Source organism: Devosia sp. FJ2-5-3, assembly GCF_029201545.1.
In the GTDB taxonomy this organism is placed as follows: domain Bacteria; phylum Pseudomonadota; class Alphaproteobacteria; order Rhizobiales; family Devosiaceae; genus Devosia.
The window spans coordinates 1,573,198-1,591,844 of record NZ_CP104007.1; the positions used below are offsets into that span (position 1 = coordinate 1,573,198).

Annotated in this window: 18 protein-coding genes and 1 other RNA gene; 9 read left to right on the forward strand and 10 right to left on the reverse strand. The window is 63.1% G+C overall.

Annotated features, from left to right (window positions below; all coding sequences use genetic code 11):
- Positions 1-86: 86 nt before the first annotated feature.
- A complete protein-coding gene (locus tag N0P34_RS07525; protein WP_275606398.1) occupies positions 87-1,904 on the reverse strand; it encodes an aminopeptidase P family protein in 1,818 nt (605 codons plus the stop codon).
- Between the two features lie 112 nt (positions 1,905-2,016).
- On the opposite strand from N0P34_RS07525, the gene N0P34_RS07530 reads away from it, so the two are divergent.
- Both N0P34_RS07530 and N0P34_RS07535 read left to right on the forward strand, forming a co-directional pair.
- On the forward strand, positions 2,017-2,151 hold the full coding sequence (locus N0P34_RS07530; protein ID WP_275606399.1) for a hypothetical protein: 135 nt from the start codon (positions 2,017-2,019) through the stop codon (positions 2,149-2,151).
- A 117-nt stretch (positions 2,152-2,268) separates the two neighbouring features.
- Positions 2,269-2,400, forward strand: a complete 132-nt coding sequence (locus N0P34_RS07535; protein ID WP_275606400.1) for a hypothetical protein — start codon at positions 2,269-2,271, stop codon at positions 2,398-2,400.
- A gap of 260 nt (positions 2,401-2,660) precedes the next feature.
- Here the strand turns inward: N0P34_RS07535 and N0P34_RS07540 are convergent, their stop codons facing one another.
- The 4 genes from N0P34_RS07540 to N0P34_RS07555 all read right to left on the reverse strand — a co-directional run bounded on the left by N0P34_RS07540 (position 2,661) and on the right by N0P34_RS07555 (position 8,177).
- Positions 2,661-3,530 carry a 50S ribosomal protein L11 methyltransferase gene (locus N0P34_RS07540; RefSeq protein ID WP_275606401.1) on the reverse strand — a complete coding sequence of 290 codons (870 nt, stop codon included), beginning with the start codon at positions 3,528-3,530 and terminating at the stop codon, positions 2,661-2,663.
- An 80-nt stretch (positions 3,531-3,610) separates the two neighbouring features.
- Positions 3,611-5,359: a GGDEF domain-containing protein gene (locus tag N0P34_RS07545; protein WP_275606402.1), complete on the reverse strand. Its 1,749-nt coding sequence runs from the start codon at positions 5,357-5,359 to the stop codon at positions 3,611-3,613.
- A gap of 76 nt (positions 5,360-5,435) precedes the next feature.
- On the reverse strand, positions 5,436-5,756 hold the full coding sequence (locus tag N0P34_RS07550; RefSeq protein WP_275606403.1) for a heavy metal-binding domain-containing protein: 321 nt from the start codon (positions 5,754-5,756) through the stop codon (positions 5,436-5,438).
- 84 nt (positions 5,757-5,840) lie between these two features.
- On the reverse strand, positions 5,841-8,177 hold the full coding sequence (locus N0P34_RS07555) for a UvrD-helicase domain-containing protein (protein ID WP_275606404.1): 2,337 nt from the start codon (positions 8,175-8,177) through the stop codon (positions 5,841-5,843).
- Positions 8,178-8,471: 294 nt separating this feature from the next.
- Here N0P34_RS07555 and N0P34_RS07560 point away from each other — a divergent pair, with 294 nt between their 5' ends.
- Entirely contained in the window at positions 8,472-12,122 is a 3,651-nt protein-coding gene (locus N0P34_RS07560) for an AsmA-like C-terminal region-containing protein (protein ID WP_275606405.1), read from the forward strand.
- A gap of 92 nt (positions 12,123-12,214) precedes the next feature.
- Here N0P34_RS07560 and N0P34_RS07565 read toward each other — a convergent pair whose 3' ends face one another.
- The 3 genes from N0P34_RS07565 to ssrA form a co-directional block, all read right to left on the reverse strand.
- Complete coding sequence (locus N0P34_RS07565) at positions 12,215-12,463, reverse strand: ribbon-helix-helix domain-containing protein (protein WP_275606406.1); 249 nt, start codon at positions 12,461-12,463, stop codon at positions 12,215-12,217.
- 15 nt (positions 12,464-12,478) lie between these two features.
- Entirely contained in the window at positions 12,479-12,970 is a 492-nt protein-coding gene (locus tag N0P34_RS07570) for an SspB family protein (protein WP_275606407.1), read from the reverse strand.
- A 111-nt stretch (positions 12,971-13,081) separates the two neighbouring features.
- Positions 13,082-13,441, reverse strand: a transfer-messenger RNA (tmRNA) gene (gene ssrA, locus N0P34_RS07575).
- 63 nt (positions 13,442-13,504) lie between these two features.
- On the opposite strand from ssrA, the gene N0P34_RS07580 reads away from it, so the two are divergent.
- Together N0P34_RS07580 and N0P34_RS07585 are read left to right on the forward strand one after the other, a co-directional pair.
- Positions 13,505-14,029 (forward strand): thermonuclease family protein, encoded by a 525-nt coding sequence (locus N0P34_RS07580; RefSeq protein WP_275606408.1) that lies wholly within the window; start codon positions 13,505-13,507, stop codon positions 14,027-14,029.
- A 48-nt stretch (positions 14,030-14,077) separates the two neighbouring features.
- On the forward strand, positions 14,078-14,629 hold the full coding sequence (locus N0P34_RS07585) for a hypothetical protein (RefSeq protein WP_275606409.1): 552 nt from the start codon (positions 14,078-14,080) through the stop codon (positions 14,627-14,629).
- Between the two features lie 23 nt (positions 14,630-14,652).
- On the opposite strand, the gene N0P34_RS07590 is transcribed toward N0P34_RS07585, so the two are convergent.
- Both N0P34_RS07590 and N0P34_RS07595 read right to left on the reverse strand, forming a co-directional pair.
- The gene (locus N0P34_RS07590; RefSeq protein WP_275606410.1) at positions 14,653-14,892 is read right to left on the reverse strand and encodes a YdeI/OmpD-associated family protein; all 240 of its coding nucleotides are present in this window, start codon (positions 14,890-14,892) and stop codon (positions 14,653-14,655) included.
- Positions 14,889-15,287, reverse strand: coding sequence for a RidA family protein (locus tag N0P34_RS07595; RefSeq protein WP_275606411.1), 399 nt, complete (start codon positions 15,285-15,287; stop codon positions 14,889-14,891). The genes N0P34_RS07590 and N0P34_RS07595 overlap by 4 nt, the downstream gene beginning before the upstream one ends.
- Before the next feature lie 160 nt (positions 15,288-15,447).
- Between N0P34_RS07595 and N0P34_RS07600 the strand changes: the two genes are divergently transcribed.
- The 4 genes from N0P34_RS07600 (at position 15,448) to N0P34_RS07615 (ending at position 18,478) form a co-directional block, all read left to right on the forward strand.
- The gene (locus N0P34_RS07600) at positions 15,448-16,032 is read left to right on the forward strand and encodes a DUF1003 domain-containing protein (protein ID WP_275606942.1); all 585 of its coding nucleotides are present in this window, start codon (positions 15,448-15,450) and stop codon (positions 16,030-16,032) included.
- 9 nt (positions 16,033-16,041) lie between these two features.
- Positions 16,042-16,836, forward strand: coding sequence for a thymidylate synthase (locus tag N0P34_RS07605; RefSeq protein WP_275606412.1), 795 nt, complete (start codon positions 16,042-16,044; stop codon positions 16,834-16,836).
- Positions 16,833-17,159: a phosphoribosyl-ATP pyrophosphohydrolase gene (locus N0P34_RS07610; protein ID WP_275606413.1), complete on the forward strand. Its 327-nt coding sequence runs from the start codon at positions 16,833-16,835 to the stop codon at positions 17,157-17,159. The genes N0P34_RS07605 and N0P34_RS07610 overlap by 4 nt, the downstream gene beginning before the upstream one ends.
- A gap of 521 nt (positions 17,160-17,680) precedes the next feature.
- Positions 17,681-18,478 carry an AraC family transcriptional regulator gene (locus tag N0P34_RS07615; protein WP_275606414.1) on the forward strand — a complete coding sequence of 266 codons (798 nt, stop codon included), beginning with the start codon at positions 17,681-17,683 and terminating at the stop codon, positions 18,476-18,478.
- Positions 18,479-18,647 lie beyond the last annotated feature (169 nt).

Consider the following 18,647-nt stretch of genomic DNA (forward strand, 5'->3'; position numbering starts at 1 on the left):
GTTTCTACTCACCAGAACATCGTCCCCTGCGTCTCCCTCCCCTTGTGGGGAGGGACTAAGGGGTGGGGGTATTCTGATATCGGGCGCTAGATCGCCTTGATCGCCTGTTCGAGCCAGGTCTTGACCGCGCCGCTCACCAGCGGGCCGACTTCCTTCCACACGCGGGCATGGAATGCGTTGAGCCAGTCGCGCTCGGCTGTGGTCAGCAGGGCGAGATCGATCAGCCGCGTGTCGATGGGCGCAAGGGTCAGTGTCTCGAAATCGAAATAGCCCGGAAAGGCCTCGGCCTCCTGCACCACGATGAGGTTTTCGATGCGGATGCCATATTCCCCGGCCTTGTAGTAGCCCGGCTCGTTGGAAATGATATTGCCCGCCTCAAGAGGCAGGGGATAGCGCGGCGAAATGCCTATCGGCCCTTCATGCACGCCAAGGAAGGCGCCGACGCCGTGGCCGGTGCCATGGTTATAGGTCACGCCATCGGCCCAGAGGAATTGCCGCGCCAGAATGTCCAACTGGGCGCCGCTGGTGCCGCGGGGGAAGCGCGCCATGGAAATGGCGATCATGCCCTTGAGCACGCGCGTATAGCGATCCCTCTGCTCCGGCGTGGTCGAACCGGTCGAGAGCGTGCGGGTAATGTCCGTCGTTCCCGAGAGATATTGCGCGCCGCTGTCGACCAGCATCAGCTCGCCCGGGTTGAGGCGGCGATCGGTCTTGTTGGTCACGCGGTAGTGGACGATTGCCCCGTTCGGCCCGGCCCCGGAAATGGTGTCGAAACTGGCGTCGACACAGGTCTCTTCCTCGCGGCGGAAGGCCTCGAACGCCGTCACGATGCCGATCTCGGTCAATTCGCCCTTGGGCGCTTCGCTGTCGAACCAGTGGAGAAACTTGGCCATGGCGACGCCATCGAGCCGATGCGCTTCGCGCATGCCGGCCAGCTCGGCCTCGTTCTTGCGCGATTTGGGCAGCAGTACCGGGTCGCGTTTTTCCACGAGCCTGGCGCCCGCCTTGCTCAGGCTGTCGGCGACGGCCATGGGCGCTGAATCGGGGTCGACCAGCACGGACTTGCCGGCCTTGCCGAGCCCCTCGAGCGCGGCGGGCAGATCCTCGCTTGCGGCAACGCTTGCAATGCCATCCAGCGCGCGTTCAAGTTCCGGCGTGATCTTGGCCGGGTCGAGATAGAGCACGGGCGCCCCCTCGGCCGGCACCAGGGCAAAGCCCAGAACGAAGGGCGTGTTGGGCACGTCGCGGCCGCGCATGTTGAACAGCCAGCAGATCGATTCGGGCAGCGTCAGCACCGCCGCATCGGCGCCGTCGGCAGCCAGCGATGATTGAATCTCCTCGATCTTGTCGCTCGCCGTCTTTCCGGCGCGGTTGTGGCCGAGAAATTCGATCGTGCTGACGGGCGGGGCAGGGCGGTCTTCCCACACGCTGTCCACCAGATTGGCGTGCGGCACGATCCTGGCATGGCCCTTGAGCCGCTCTTCCATGTCGCGCACGCCGCCGGGCGTATGCAGCCATGGGTCATAGGCGAGCACGTTTCCCGCGCCGATATAGGGTTTGAGGTCAAAGCTCATGCTGGGCACTTCATGCACCTCGACAAGGCTGGTGTCGGTCTGGGCGGGCGCCTGCAGCGTATAGCGGCTGTCGATGAAAAGATGGGCCTTGTCGGCCGTCACCAGCGCCATGCCCGCCGAACCGGTAAAGCCGGTGATATAGGCCAGGCGCGCCTCGCTCGCCGGTACGGACTCGCCGCGATGGGCGTCGGCGCGGGGGATGAGGAAAGCATCCACGCCCGCCTCCTTCATCGCCTGGCGCAGGGCGGCCAGGCGCGGCGCAACATGGCTGGGATCGCTCTTTTCCTCAAAGCTCTGGAATAGTGCAGGGGCGAAACTGGCTGTGCTCATTGAAATCTTCCCGGTGCCGGGCTGCAGTGCAGGCATGGCTGGCTTGTGGTTGTGGCGCTACTCCTCGCGCTCAAAGAACACTATCTCATCGGCAGAGATCAGGAGACGGAAAATGAACAAGGGAAACAATTTCTTCCAGCGCGCGCTCAATTCGATTGTTGAAGGCCGTACGCGTCAGGCCCAGCGCTATCTTGCACAGTATGATCGCGATCACGGGCACGATGCGGCCAGGAAGCTGGCGCGTTAATCACGCCCTGCAGATTGGGCATGGCTGGTCTGCCCAGACAGCCCTAACACTGGGCGAGCGAACAGCGTAAACAAGCTTTGACGGATGGCAACAGACCCCCGTCGCATGGAGTAGATGATGGCTGAGAATAAGAACGGTTTCCGCAACGCATTGGGTGGCCTTATCGACGCCCGTGGTCGCGAAGCTACCCGCCAGATCAACTACCGCATGCAGCATCAGCTGATCGGTGCGATTACCAAGCGCCCGTAAGGCTGCCTGCATCGCTGACGATCTGACCGATCCCCGGAGCCCGCTTCGGGGATTTTGCTTTTTTGGAGGTGGGGTTGCCCCGACAAGCCGGCAATGACGCTGGATGAGGGGCGTGGCTTAATTGAGTTGGCAGCCAATCACCGCGCTGCCCTCGGGCTCGACCCGAGGGCCACTCCGTGAGCCCCAGCAGAAGAGTTTCGCGCGTGGATAGAGCCCCTCGGGTCAAGCCCGAGGGAAGCCAGCCTGTGCAATCCTCTCGCTCAGCGCTTTTCGAGCACCAGCGTCGTCCATTCCTTGCGCTTGAGATGATCCACCAGCGCAAAGCCTGCGGTGATATAGGCGGCGATGACGCCGTCCGCCTGGGTGTTGAGAATCCCCGAGAGGATCGCGGTGCCGCCCTGCCGGGTGATCCCGCCCATGCCCGGCGCCAGTTCGGTCAGCGGACCGGCGAGGATATTGGCCACCACCAAATCATAGGGCGCGCGGGCGGTGATCGCTTCGTGGTCGAGGCCGGTGGCTTCGAGCGCGTCAATCAGGTCCGCAACGTCATTGTCGCGCGCGTTTTCTTCCGTCGTCGTCACCGCCACCGGGTCGATGTCGGTGGCCAGAACATTGACACCGACACGCTTGGCCAGCGCGATCGCGAGAACGCCGGTGCCGGTGCCGACATCGATCATGTTCCGCGGCGTTTCCCGCTGCAGCAGCGCTTCGATGGCCTCGAGGCATCCCGTGGTGGTTTCGTGGTGGCCGGTGCCAAAAGCCTGCGCAGCGTCGATCTTCATCGGCGTCAGGCCCTCGGGGATGGGGCTGGTTTCGTGGCTTCCATACACATAGAAGCCCCCGGCGATCACCGGAGCCAGCCCTTCGAGGGATTTGGCGACCCAGTTCACATTGGGGTCGAGTGTCTCCACCGAAAATTCCACCGCGCCGCCGAGCACCTGCTGGGCCAACTCATTGAACGCGTCGATATCGGGCGGGCTGTCGCAGGTGGCCTCGAAAATCCACTCGCCGGTCTCTTCGTTCTCGTGGGCGGAAGCGGTCAGGGCCAGATCGTCCCGCTCCATGACGGCATCGACGAGCGCATAGGCCTGCTCTTTGGTGAGGGCAATGGAGAGCTGGTCGACGGACATGGCGGGCATCCTTTATGGGTTTGCGCCCTTGTTGCCTGCGCCAAAGGCCAAGTCAATGCGCGCGAAGAGGGCGCGACAAATCACGCGATGCGCTGGGCTCCCGGCTTTGCCTCGTCGCTGACGATGCGGTCGCGGCCGGCATGCTTGGCAGCATAGAGATGCTTGTCCGCGCGACGGAAGATCTCGTCCCAGGTTTCGCCCGAGGTGGCGACGCGCATGGCAATTCCGAAACTGGCGGTGATCCTGAGTTGGAGCGGGCGCTGGACCGCCTTGCGGTGCAGCTGGGTCTTGAACCGGGTGACAAGATGCAACGCCGTCTCGAGGTCGACGCGGCGGAGAACGATGACGAATTCCTCGCCGCCCAGCCGGGCAAAGGCATCGCCGGGGCGGATCAGATGAGCAATCTCACGCGCCACGCCGGCCAGCACTTCATCGCCCACCGAATGGCCATGCGTGTCGTTGACGCTCTTGAAATGGTCGATGTCGAAGAGCACCACCGCCATGTCTTCGCCCGTGATCTGCGCGCGGCGGAACAGCACGTCGACCCGCTGCATCAACGCCCTGCGGTTGAGCAGGCCGGTAAGCGTGTCCGTTTCAGACAGTCGCTTCAACCGAAGGTTGAGCTGGCGCTGCCGGTCTTCGAGGCGACGTTTTTCGCGCTGGTTCTCGCGCAGAATGGCCAGGCCCTCGAAGATGTCATTGACCTCGCGCGCGGCGTGCAGTGCCTGGCGCGGTGCGCCGAGATCCCCGCTGGCCAGGGCGACCACCTCGCCATGCAGGTCGAGGAGGGGCATGAACAGCCCGCGGCGGAACATCACGGCCACGCCGACCAGCACCGATATGACCAGCGCGCTCAGAAGCGCCGAATTGATCATGGCCTGCCGCGCCTGGAGCCGGCGGGTTTCCAGGGTTTTGAGCGAGAAATCCACCAGTTCGCTGCGCAGGCCCACGAGGCTGGCCATTCCGGGCACATATTGATCGGTGAACGAGCCGCCCGACATGCCATTGGTCGGCCCCATGATATGGGCGGTGGCGATGGCCATGGGCATGGCGTCGCTGAGATAGTCCAGCTCTACCCGCTCCACCAGCGCGGAAATGGCCTCACTGCCGGTAAACAGCCCGGCATTGCTGAGCCCGCTCTCCCACAGATTGAGGATGATGGCGTTGGTCTTGTCCATCAAGAGCGCATAATTGGCGTCTTCGTCGCGCGGGGCAACCAGCGTCATGACCACATAGGATCCAAGGCGTCCGGCCTGTTCGCGCAGGGCGCTGGCGCTGCTGGCCAGCAGCACTTCCCCGGCGATCTGGGGCGTCATCGGCACCAGATGTCCGCTGACCTCGTTGCGCAGGTCGGCGGCGCTGTCGGCAGCGCGAAACATCGCCATGATCGCCTGCGGCACGTGCTGGGTCGTCCGCTCCGCCAGCGGCACGGCAATGACGTCATCCACCGCGCGGCGGCCGATCTGCAGGCTTTCCAGCACCTCGCCGATAACGGTCAGTCTGTCTTCGTCGCCCGAATGATGCAGGGTCAGCGCCTCGATCATGATGGCCACATTGGCGTCGGTCTGTGCCCGGCTCTCGGCAAGGTTGGCCTGTGCCCTCGCTAAATCGGAGGGCCTCGCCGCCATCGCCACATTGGCCGGTCCGCGCTCGGCCGAAATAGCATTGGCCGCGTCGAGCACGGTGACGAAGATGCGGAGTTCCTCGGCGCCATGGCTGGAGCGCTTGAAATCGTTGAAATTGGTGAGAATGGCGGCGCCGCCAAGGAGCAGGCAGCCAAAGGCCACCACTGCTGCTCCCAGCCACTGAAGGTGTTGAATTCGAAACACGGCCATTCTCTCCGCAGTGCCTTAATTTGGCATGCGTCGGGCTGACAAGGAGTGAATACGCGTGGTTAACTGCTTGCTATGAAAGGCGTACGGCTGTTCCCGATACCGAGACCATAAGCATGGAACCGCCCTGGCCGACCACCTCATAATCGATGTCGGTCCCCACCACGGCGTCCGCGCCCATGCGCTTGGCTTCGGCTTCAAGCTCGAGAAAGGCCTGCCGCCGCGCATCGCGGAGCGCACCCTCATAGGCACCGGCGCGGCCCCCGACAATGTCGCGAATCCCGGCAAACAGATCCTTGAAGATATTGGCCCCGACGATCACCTCGCCCGTGGCAATGCCGAGATATTCCCGAATGACCCGGCCTTCGAGTGTGGGGGTGGTCGAAATGATCATGGCGGCCCTCCTGTTTGCTCCCCAGCATGTGGGGCGCTCAGGGTAAAAGGCAAGAGTGGCCCTATACTATCCTCTTGGGAGCGCTCATCCCTTCTTCACAAAGCTCTCCAAGACCTTCTTGGTGCCTGCCTTTTCAAAGTCGATGGTCAGCTTGTTGCCTTCGATGGTAATGACTTCGCCATATCCGAATTTGAGGTGGAACACGCGGTCGCCGAGGGCAAAGCCGCTCGACTGGCCGCCGAGATCGACCGAGCGCGCCACCAGTTCGCCTTCGATGGTCATGGGCCCGCCGCCCTTGCGGCTGGCCTGGTTGGCGCGGGCGCGCTGCCAGCCGGGCGTTTCGTAGACGCTCTCGAACGGATCGGCCTTGTTGAAGCGGCTGGCCGCGCCCCCGCCATAGCTATAGCCGCCATAGGCCGAGCCGCGATCGGTCACTTCCACCGCGTCGGCCGGCAGTTCGTCGATGAAGCGGCTGGGAATGGCCGATTGCCAGAGGCCATGGATGCGCCGGTTCTGCGCCGCCGAAATGCGCACGCGCTTGCGGCCGCGGGTAATGCCGACATAGCCGAGACGGCGTTCTTCCTCGAGTCCGGCGCGACCGCTTTCGTCCATCGAGCGTTGGCTCGGGAAGGTGCCATCCTCCCAGCCAGGCAGGAACACGGTGTTGAATTCCAGCCCCTTGGCCGAGTGCAGCGTCATGATGGTGACGGCATCGCTGGCGTCGGCGCTGTCGCGGTCCATCACTAGCGAGATGTGTTCGAGGAAGCCGCCGAGGGTCTCGAACTCCTCCATCGAGCGGCTGAGTTCCTTGAGGTTTTCCTTGCGCCCCTCGGATTCGGCGGATTTGTCGGCCGCCAGCATGTCCATATAACCGCTCTCTTCGAGGATCTGCTCGACCAGCTGGTAGGGCGGAAGGTTCTGTGAGCGATAGGACCAGTCATCGAACTGGGTGACGAGACTGCGCAGCGTGCTGCGCTGCTTGGGTTTCAGATCCTCCGTCTCGACCATCATCCGCGTCGAGGCGAGGAGAGGAATGTTCTGATGCCTGGCCGTCGCCGTCAGCATGTTGACGGTGGTGTCGCCAAGGCCGCGCTTGGGCACGTTGATGATGCGCTCGAAGGCGAGATCGTCCGCCGGCTGTGCCACAAGGCGCAGATAGGCCAGCGCATCGCGGATTTCCTTGCGCTCGTAAAAGCGCGGGCCGCCGACGACGCGATAATTGAGCCCCAGCGTGATGAAACGCTCTTCGAATTCGCGCATCTGGAAGGAGGCGCGCACGAGGATGGCCATGGAATTGAGCGGTTCGCCGGCGCGGTGATATTGCTCGATCTCGTCGCCGATCGTGCGCGCTTCTTCCTCGCTGTCATAGACCTGGGTGAACGAGACCAGCTCGCCGCCCTCGGCAATGTCGGTGTGCAGCGTCTTGCCCAGCCGGCCTTCATTATTGGCGATCAGGGTCGAAGCGGCCTTGAGGATATTCGCGGTCGAGCGGTAATTGCGCTCGAGCTTGATCACCTTGGCGCCGGGAAAATCCTTCTCGAAACGCAGGATGTTGTCCACCTCGGCGCCGCGCCAGCCATAGATCGACTGGTCGTCGTCGCCCACCACGCAGATATTGGCTTCCGGAGCCGGCTTGCCCTGTGCCAGCAGCCGCAGCCACAGATATTGGGCGGTGTTACTGTCCTGGTATTCGTCCACCAGCATGTATTTGAACTTGCGGTGATATTCGGCCAGCACTTCCGGATTCTCGCGGAACAGCCGGATACATTCGAGCAGCAGATCGCCGAAATCGGCAGCGTTCAGCGTCTTCAGCCGCGCCTGGTAATCGTAATAGAGCTTGCCGCCCTTGCCATTGGCAAAATAGCCGCTATCGCTGGCCGGCACGTCCTTGGGCAGCCAGCCGCGGTTCTTCCAGGCGTCCAGCATGCCGGCGAACTGCCGGGCGGGCCAGCGCTTCTCGTCGATATTCTCGGCCGCCAGCAATTGCTTGATCAGCCGGATCTGGTCGTCCGTATCCAGAATTGTAAATGCCGGCTTCAAATCCACCAGTTCGGCATGGCTGCGCAGGATCCGCGCCGACACCGAGTGGAACGTGCCCATCCAGGGCAGGCCGTCGAAATTGGGCACGATCTCGTGGATGCGCCGCTTCATTTCGCTGGCGGCCTTGTTGGTGAAGGTCACCGCCAGGATCTGGCTGCCCCAGGCCATGCGCTGGTTGAGGATGTGTGCAATGCGCGTCGTCAGCACCCGCGTCTTGCCCGTGCCGGCGCCGGCCAGCACCAGCAGCGGCCCCTCGGTCGACAGCACCGCTTCGCGCTGCTCTGCGTTGAGGCCGGCCAGATAGTCAGGCGTATCCGCCCGGCGCAGCTGGCTGGTGATGGGCCCGCCTTGGGGGCGGTGCAGGGGGGCGGGTTCGACCATGAGCGCTAAATCCCTTGGCCTGACACCCGGGGCAGATGCTCGGCCAAGCCTTGACGAATCTTATTTTGTTCTGGGTGCAATATAGGGTCGGGGCGGCCCCCTGTATAGAAGCGCGACCCCTTGCACAGGCGTCACCGCACGGCTTTGCGCCAATAAGACGGGCGATTTCGTTCTTTTCTTGTTCACGAGTGGTTTTGCGGCACGCGCAAGCGTCGATTGGCCCCTTGCCGGTCTTGCGCAGGCACGCCAAGTGCCTACACTCACGGCGGGAATCTGGCGGGCAGAACGCAGGCAGTGCTCAATCGCATCTATATCGTCGTCGGTTTGATCGCCATCGCAGCGTTGGCGGGAGCGTTTCTTGCGCCGCGCTTTATCCAGTGGAGCGATTATCGCGACCGCATGCAGGTGCTCGCCTCGAGCGTTCTGGGCGCCGAGGTCACCATCGAGGGCGATATCGACTTTGCCCTTCTGCCCCAGCCGCGCCTCGTATTCTCCGATGTGGTCGTTGGGCCGCCCGCCCAGCCGGCCGCCACCATTGCCGGGGTAGAAGCCGAGTTCGCGCTCATGGATTTCCTGCGCGACCAGTACAAGCTCACCCAGCTCGTCTTGCGGGCGCCGGTCATCAATCTGGTTGTCGATGAAAACGGGCTTCTGGCCAGCGGTGTCGAACTTTCGGGGGCAGGGAGCGGCGTTGTCCTCGATCACGCCCGCGTCGAGGATGGCCGCATTACCGTAACCGATATGCGCTCCGGCGAAAGCCAGGCATTTTCCGCCATCAGCGGGGATTTGCGGCTGTCGAGCCTTGCCGGCCCCTATCAGTTTTCCGGGCGCCTGAACTATCAGGATGCGCCCTATGATCTGCGCCTTTCCAGCAGCGTTGCCGATATGGATGGCACGGCGCGGCTCACCGCATTCCTCGGCCGCACCGGCGGGGCCTATAGCCTCAGCCTTGAAGGCGCGATGACCTCAGGCATGGCGCCGAAATTCGATGGCACCATGGTCTATCGCCAGGCGCCGCCCCCTGCGGCCACAGCCGAGGAGATCCGCGGCAATCTGGTGCTCGAAAGCAAGGTGACGGCCTCGACCGACCGGGTTGTTCTCAATGGCTATACGCTGCTGCTCGACGAGAACCGTGCCGGCATGCGCCTGACCGGTGCGGCCAGTATCCAGCTCGGCGCGCGCCGCGATTTCGAGGCCGTGGTTTCGGGCGGGGTGTTCACCCTGCCGCCGCGCGATGCCAATGAAGTGGCCGGCGAACAGCCCTATGAACTGGTGCGCCTCCTCTCCGAACTGCCGCCGCCGCCGCTCCCGCCCATGCCCGGGCGGCTGGGCGTCGACCTGGCCGAAATCGGCCTCCGCGGCGCCGCCCTGCGCAATGTGCGCGTCGACGCCAATTTCGATGGCGTGGCCTGGCAGATTTCCCGCGCCATGGCCGAGCTTCCCGGCAATACCAGCGTTTCCCTCGCCGGAACGGCGCGCAATATCGAGGGCCGGCCGGCCTTCAATGGCACGCTGAAACTGGCGAGCGCCCGGCTCGACGCCTTTTCGCTGCTCTGGCGCCGCGCCCGCGAAGACAACCCGCTCATCAACGTTCCGGGTCGGCTCGAAGGCCAGGTCATGCTTGCCGGCGACGCCTTCGGCATCAGCCATGGCCGCCTTACCCTCAATGGCAAGGTGCATGTGGTCGAGCTGCGCCTCGGCTTCGGGGATGAGCCGCGGATCGATCTCGTCGGGCGTTTCGATGATCTCGCCGTGGCGGACAGCGCAGCGCTCGGCGCGCTGTTTCCCGATCCTGCCAGTGACAATATCTTCGCCGTCAGCTTTCCCCAAGGCAGCTTTGCGTTGAACACGCAGAACATTCGCGTTCTGGGGCTCGACGCTGCCGATCTCATCGCCGAGGGCAGCTGGGTTCCCGGCGAAGTGCGGTTCTCGCGCATTGTCAGTAGCGATTTCGGCGGTGCCGAGCTCGATATCAGCGCAAATCTCGGCGGCTCCCTGAGCGCGCCGCAGCTTGGGCTGGCCGGGCGCCTCAAACTCGATCAACCAGATGCCCCCGCCATCACAGCGCTTTACGACTATTTCAGCGTGCCGAATGGCTGGCGCGAGGGGCTCTCGGGGTCGCTCCCGCTTGATGTCGAGCTTGATCTCACCCGGCCCTCGTCGGTCGGCGGCCAGATCCTCTCGCTCAATGGCACGGCCGACGCAGGCACGCTGACCCTGCGCGCCGACATGGAAAAGGGGCTAGCCGGCGTCGACGAGGGCAATCTTCTGCTCTCGGCCTCTATCGAGGGCGAGGACGCCGCCGGGATGATGGCGCAGTTCGGCCTTGCCGATGTCTCGCCGTTTTCCGCTGACGAACCGGCCATGATTTCCCTCTTTGCCGAAGGCACGCGACTGGACGGGTTCGATGCCCGCCTTGCCGCCAGCCAGGGCGAAGAAACCATCGCCTATGTCGGCGCCCTGAAGCTGGCCGACAGCGGCGAGCTCTCCGGTGTCGGCACGCTCGATGTGCAGGTCGAGAACGGCTCGGGCCTGGCTGGCCTCGCCGGTATTTCCGGTCTCGGCCTTGGCTCGTTCGAGGCCAGTGCGGGGTTACGTTTCTCCGGCAGGAACAGCCTTGTCCTTTCCGGCATTTCCGGGGTCAGCGGCGTGGGCGGCTTTGGCGGCTCTATCGAGCTGGCTTCCGTCGGCCAGTTGCCCAATTTCAGCGGCAATTTGAGTTTTGACCATCTGGCGGCGGAGCACCTTGCCGGGGCCATTCTCTCGCCGGCGGCGTTGATCGGCACGGACGGTGTCTGGCCCGAGGGACCGCTTGCCGGGGCCTCCGCGCAGAGGCCGTCGCGGGGAACTATTTCCGTCGAGGCGGACCAGCTCAGCCTGGGCGATGCCAGCCTTGCCAATGCCCGCTTCGACGTCAATTGGAACCCGCAGTCGATCGGGCTCAGCCGCCTCACCGGGGCGATAGGGGGTGGCAGCGCCGCGCTCGATCTCACCCTCTGCTGCTCCGGGCCCTTGCCCGATCGGGTCGTGTCGGGCCGGCTGACGCTGACCGATGTCGACGCTGCCGCAATCCTGCCCGAGAACATCGCCGAAGGCATCGAAGGCACGATCAGCAGCGGGCTGCAATTCGAGGGCACGGGCGCAAGCCTGGCGGACGCCATGGCCGCCATGACCGGGGAGGGCAATTTCACCCTCGCCGACCTACGCCTCACCGGCCTCGATCCGGCGGTCTATCCGGCCATATCCGGTCTTGAAAATGTCCTTGAAACCGAGAGCGATGCGCTCGAAATCCTGATTTCCCAGGCCCTGGGGCGCAGCAATTTCGTCGCCGAGACCGCTCAGGGCGCCTTCACGATCGCCGGCGGCATCGTTCGGCTTGCCAATTTCATGGTCGAGGGGGAAGGCGCGCGCCTCGCTGGGGGGCTCAATCTGACCCTGGCCGATCTCGGCCTCAATGGCAGCTTCGTCATGACCCCGTTCGGCTATGTCGACCCGAGCGGGCTCGTTGAGTCCGAGACCGCGCGCATCATCCTTCGGCTCGCCGGCACTCTGCCCGAGCCGGATGTCGAAATTGACCTCGGCGAAATGGTTGCCGCCATTCAGGTCCGGGCCAATGAACTGGAAGTTGACCGGCTCGAGGCGATGCGTCTCGAAGACGAAGCCCGCCAGCGGGCCGCTGCCCAGGAACGCAATCGGTTGATCGAAGAGCAGCGCCGTCAGGCTGCGGAGGCGGCGGCCGCTCGTGCCGCCGAGGAAGAAGCCAAGCGCCTCGAAGAGGAGCGGCTTCGCCTCGAGCAGCAGCCACAGATCGCGCCCCAGCCGGCGCCGCCGACCGATCTCAACCGGCCGCTCGATCTCGGCCTGCAGCCGGGGTTCCAGACGGGCGTGCCGACGCCTTCCGGTTTCCAGGTGCTTCCCAGCGATCTTCTGAATTTGCCGCGCTAAACGATGTTGCTAGAGCGCTTCCAGGAAAAGTGGACACCACTTTTCCGGTTCGGAAGCGCGACAAAGCAAGGACTTGGAGTGATTTTATCGCGTCAACGACGCGGTGAAATGCTCTCGGCGTCAGCTGCGTCCGAAGCTGCGCCGTCGCGATACCAGGCCAGCACGGCCAGTCGCAGTGACGAGGAGAGATTGGTGCTTTCGCGCGCCTCATCGACCTGGCGGACGAGACCGGCAAGGCTTAGCGCACGGGCATCTGCCATCGCTTCCAGCCCGGCCCAGAATTCGGGCTCGAGCGCGACCGATGTGCGGTGACCGGCGATGGAAAAGGAGCGCTTTTGCATGCGCTTCCTGGAAAATCAGGGCTTTTTGCGGAAGGCGTCGAGGCTGACGACCTTTTCGCCTGTAGCTTCGGGCTGGGCGTCCTCGCCGCTGGCGGCCTTTTCGGTCGCGGCGTCGGCCTTGGCTTCGGTCTCTGCGTCCTCATTGGGCGCGGTGGCGGGATCGAACTGCAGGCCGAACTGCACGGAGGGGTCGAAGAACCCCTTGATCGCCGAAAAGGGGATCACCAGCGTCTCGGGAATGCCGTCGAAACTGAGACCAACCTCAAAACCGGTTTCGGTGACCTTGAGGTCCCAGTACTGGTTCTGCAGGACGATGGTCATTTCCTTGTCATACTGGGTCAGCAGTTTTTCGCTCAGCCGCACGCCGGGGGCGCGGGTGGCAAAGGAAATGAAGAAATGATGTTCGCCGGGCAGGCCGGTGCGGGACACTTCGGCCAGAACCTTGCGCACGACGCCGCGCAGGGCTTCCTGGGCGAGTATGTCGTAGCGCAGATGATCTTCGGCCATTTTAGTCCCTTGGTCTTGTCGATCGGCACGAATCCGAACGGCCCATATCAGCCCTACGTTCCCCGATAATTCAAGAACAAAGGCCGAGGACAAGGCGGGCAGCATGGGAAAAGTGCAGGCTTCTGTTGCCAGGTGCCTGCGAACCCCGCCTGTCACCCGGCTAGGGGTGGAGGACTTAATTTCCCAATGCTAGCACTGCTTACGCAGCGAGAGCGACTGGAGCCTTATTGTTGTCATTTGCAACTATAAGTTTCGGACCGATAACGGTGGTACCTCACCGAGCAAAAGCACACTCTTTACGCCCTCGTCGATCCTGTTTCGTCCCCAGTGGCTCCCCCTTTTGAGGGGAGGAGATGGTGGAGACGCCGGGTACTGCCCCCGGGTCCGATGGGTTTATTACAATGACCGTTTATCGCCATAGCCCTTGCGGGCACTCCCTATATAGGACACCCCGGGTCTTGATGCAAACTCCTGCATGCTGATTCAGCGAGGTTTAACACCTAAGGCCCATTCTGCGTCCTGAACGGAGGCGCCATGGCCAGCTTGTCCGAGATCCTCGAGCTTTCTCGCGGCGCGCGACGCCGACGGGGGCTTCCGGCTGTCGTGCTCATGCTCATTGCCTTCGGCGTCGGGGGCGGCGCAACAATCGCCCTCACCGAAACCGGCCTTGCCGACTGGATGCTGGGTTCTTCTCGCGCATCCAGCGCCATCGCACAGCGCGCTTTTCCGGTTTGCGCCGGCTCCGTGCGCAGCACCTGCGTGGTCGACGGGGATACGTTCTGGCTCGAAGGCGTCAAGTATCGCGTCGCCGATTACAACACCCCTGAAATCGGCCAGCCGCAATGCCCCACCGAAGCCGCATTGGGCCGAAAGGCCACGAGCCGGTTCGCGCAATTGCTCTCCGAGGGGCCATTCGAGATGCGCCGCATCGATCGCGACGAGGATCAATATGGCCGCAAGCTGCGGATCGTCGAGCGCAACGGCAAGTCTGTCGGGGAGGTCCTCGTCGCCGAAGGCCTCGCCCACCAATGGCGCGGGCGGCGCGAGGGCTGGTGTTAAGTCACGGTCTTTGATTATGTCTGTCCTCCATTGCCTGGGAGGAATGTCGTGCCACTGCCCGTCATCGCGGAGAGACATTGCGAGGGATGCACGGCCTGTTGCGAATTCCCGCCCATTCGAACCGAGCAATTGCAAAAGCCGGCCAATACGCTGTGCCTCCAGTGTGCGGAGGGGCAGGGCTGCACGGTCTATGATGTACGGCCTGATGTCTGCCGGGGCTTTTATTGCGGATATTTCTTCCTGCCGGAGCTGGGTCCGGAGTGGCATCCCATCCGCAGCGGCGTGGTCATCCGCTCCGAGCATCTGGACGAGGATGCCGTCACCTTCCTGATTCTCGAACTCAATTCCTTCCTCGTGTCGGAAGAGTTTGCCGGGATGATCGGCGCCTGGGTGGAGCAGGGCGTCGGCGTCGAATTCGAGCGCGTCGGGCCGTCGGGCCATCTGCCGGCAAAGATGGCCATGAACGAATTGCTCGAAGAGGCGGTCGCGGCGCGGGACCTGCGCGGAATGCAGAAGGTCTTTGCCTGGGCACTGGCCCATATCGACCGCTCCCACAGCTGGGAACGCGACGAGACGATAATGCACAGTACGCTGGCCTGATCCGTCGTCTGCTTGCTGACTCTTCAGCCGTTCCACCGCATCTTCATGTAGACGCCACCGGCTTCGAGTTCGTCGAGCATCTGTGCGAGATGGCGACGCTTGGTCTGCTCGCCTTTGACCTTGTTGATCCACAAAAGATAATCGTTGCGCTGATAGGCGGGCCGCGCCTCATACGCGGCCATGAGCCCCCGCTCTGCAAGCGCCTCCCGCACGAAGTCGGGCATGTCCTCGCGCTTGCGCAGCGGCCGCAGGGCAGGGCTCATGGCAAGACGGCCTGCGCTTCGATCTCGATCAGGAAATCGGGATTGGCGAGGGCCGCCACCAGCAATCCCGTCACCGTCGGCGGGTTGGGGCGCTGCCCCCAGACCTTCATCCACACGCCGAACGCCGCATTGAGGTCGGCATCGGCGCGCATGATGATCATGGTCCGCACCAGATGCTCCAGCCCCGCCCCGGCCGCGGCCAGCACCTTCTGCATATTGTCGAGGGCCAGTTCCGTCTGCTTGACGATATCGCCTTTGCCGACCATTTCGCCTTGCGCGTTTACGGCGTTCTGCCCGCCGATCAGCAGGAGCCGCGCATTGGCCGGCAGGATGATCCCTTGGGAAAATACCGGGCTGATATGCATGTTGGGCGGGTTTACATATTGAACGCTCATTTTCATGTCCTCCTGGAAGCTCCACTTTGCCGCCCCAATCTGGGCAAAGGTGCGGACAGGGGATGTCAGCATGGCCTCCGGTATTAGGCTACCGCATCGCGCCTTTGCCTCAAACTGGGCTAGCATCTGGCTCATCCGCACTGCCGGGGAAGAAAACCTCATGTCGCAAGATCGCACCAGCAAGTTCGCCCGCGCCGCCGAAAACTTCCTGGGCAAGCATCCTGCCCAGCTGACCGAGCGCGAACGGACCATCATCGAGCAGGCCATCAGCCGACGCACCCTGTCGCGCGACCCGGCCGCCGAATTCAACGAGCGCCTGACCCTGGGGCAAAAACTTGCCGACAATGTTGCCACGTTCGGCGGCTCGTGGGGGTTCATCATCGGGTTTGGAATTGTGCTTGTGGTCTGGGTGCTGTCGAATCTGCTCCTGGCCAGCCGCGCCTTCGATCCCTATCCCTTCATCTTTCTCAATCTGATGCTCTCCATGCTCGCCGCCGTGCAGGCGCCCGTCATCATGATGAGCCAGAACCGGCAGGCGGCCAAGGATCGCGACGTTTCGGCCCATGACTACGAGGTCAACCTCAAGGCCGAGATCGAGATCATGGCCCTGCACGACAAATTCGACCGGCTGCGCGAGGAGGAAATCCGGCAGATCGTGCTCAAGCAACAGGAGCAGATCGAGCGGCTGACGCGCCTGGTGGAGAACCATCTTGGTGCCAAGCCAGCGGGCCCCGAATCGCAGTAAGCATGCTCCATGCAGCCCTATCTGAAGCTTTTGTCCGACATTCTCGAAAACGGTACCGACAAGGCCGATCGCACCGGCACCGGCACGCGCTCGCTGTTCGGCTATCAGATGCGCTTCGACCTTTCGAAGGGCTTTCCGCTTCTCACCACCAAGAAGCTGCACCTCAAATCCATCATCTATGAACTGCTCTGGTTCATTCGCGGCGAGACCAATGTCCGCTGGCTGCAGGAGCATGGCGTCAAGATCTGGGACGAATGGGCCGACGAAAACGGCGATCTCGGCCCGGTCTATGGCTCGCAATGGCGCTCCTGGCCGGCGCCGGATGGCCGCCACATCGACCAGCTCGCCAATGTGCTGGAATCCATCCGCAGCAAGCCGGATTCGCGCCGCCATATCGTCTCGGCCTGGAACCCAGCCGAAGTCGACGAGATGGCTCTGCCGCCGTGCCACTGCCTTTTCCAGTTCTACGTTGCCAATGGCAAGCTGAGCTGCCAGCTCTACCAGCGCTCCGCCGACACCTTCCTCGGCGTGCCGTTCAACATCGCCTCCTATGCCCTGCTCACCCATATGGTGGCGCAGGTCTGCGATCTCGAAGTCGGCGATTTCGTCCACTCCTTCGGCGACGTGCACTTGTATTCCAACCATTTCGAGCAGGCCCAGCTGCAATTGACCCGCGAGCCGCGTCCGCTGCCGCGCCTTGTCATGAACCCCGAGCGCAAGCGGCTCGAAGATTTCGTCTTCGAGGATTTTGCCTTCGAAGGCTACGATCCGCATCCGCACATCAAGGCTGCGGTCGCGGTATGAGCCGCTCCCTGTCCGAACTCACCGCCCTTGTGGCCGAAGTTTCGGACCTCTATGCCGCGCGCAATGACATCGCCCGCGACGACGACTGGTTTGTGCTAAAAGTCCAGGAAGAGCTTGGCGAGCTGGTTTCGGAATATCTCAGGACCACCGCTCGCGGCCGCCTGAAGGGCGACGACCCCGCCACCATCAGGCAAAAGCTCGAGGACGAAACCGCCGATCTCCTGGCCAGCGTGCTGCTGTTTGCCCGCCATAACCGGGTCGATCTCGACGCTGCGCTCGAGCGCAAATGGCTCCGGCATCTGCTCCCCGCCGCCGAGCGCTGACAGCGTTCCGGGCCAAACTTCAGCCCAGATTCCTACCCTAAACCCAAGCCATCTCTGCCTAATCTGGCCGTGTCCCGCCCGCGTTTCTTGCTCGGCCCGGGGCGGGCAGTAGGCAATTGGTCTATGGCAAGTAGGCTGGATGATTTCCACAGTCTCACCACGACGACTGGAAAACAAATGTGCGGTCGAGGTTTAGCTCGTCTACTTGACGCGGACCCCCGAATTCCGGGCGCTTGCATACAAGTTTTGCCACTTTGTGATGATTGTCATCCTCGGGAATGTGCTATTCGCGCCAGAATTGGAAAAGACGCTTGGTCGATTTCAGGTCACCCATAGCATGTGGACGCGCTTGGTGGGCCGGCAGGGGGTATTGCCCTGCCGTTCTAAACTATTGTCGTTGAGGATCCCTGTTCATGCCGCATGGCCCCGAATTTTCGGTCGCGGAGACACATAGCTTCCCGGATGCTGGGAATATTGACATTTCCCGGACGAGCGTCGGTCTGGGGTGGCGTCGCGCCTTCATGTCGGTTCAGCGCGAAGGTCCCTACAAGATGCATTTTCACCCCAAGAGCGATGTGCTGATCAACGTCATCAATTCGAGGACGGTGAGGGCGAGGATCACGCTCGACGGCAAGGAATATCCGATCGAGGGCGGGCCGGGCACCGTCACGATCATACCGGCGCAGAAGGCTTTTGACCTCGATCTCGAGACGGCGGTGGAAACCACGCATCTCTACATCCGCGAGAAGCTGCTCGATCAGGTCATCTTCAGCATGTTCGCCGAGGGCCAGCGCGGCATTGCCATCCAGTTCTGCGCCGCCGCCTATGATCCGGTGCTCGAGCAGCTCTGTTCTGCCGTGCGCGAAGAGTTGCACGAGGCGGGCCGCGCCTCGACCCAATATGTCGAGCACATGCTCCAGGGCATCGCTGCCCATCTGGTGCGGAACTACAGCACGGCGGTCCAGAGCACGACGGAAGCCACCACGACGCTGTCGGAGCGACAGATCATGCGAACGCGCGAGATCATCGAGGCGCGGCTGGCCGAGAGGATCTCGCTGGCCGATATCGCCCGCGAGTTCCGCCTCAGCGCCGATCATTTTGGCCGGCTGTTCAAGCGCGCCTGCGGGGTCACGCTCTACCAGTTCATCATTCGTTGCCGCGTCGAGCGCGCCCGCCTCATGCTGGCCCAGACTGCCACGCCGATCGTGGACATAGCGCCCGAATGCGGCTTTGCCGACCAGGTCCACCTCACCCGGGCCTTTGGCCGCATCGTCGGTACGACGCCTGCCGCCTATCGCAGGGCGCAGCGCGGCCGCTAGACTCCGCACCCCGATAAGAAGCAGGCGTGTCGGCGACGAGCATTCCGCCAGTTCGCCCGCTTCCCATCTCTCCCTATGGTCGACATCGGGGAAATGACGCCCAATGTGTGATCACGCCATCGCATGCTCTTCGCTTCGGCGCGCCGAGGCGGTAAAATAGGGCAGGGCG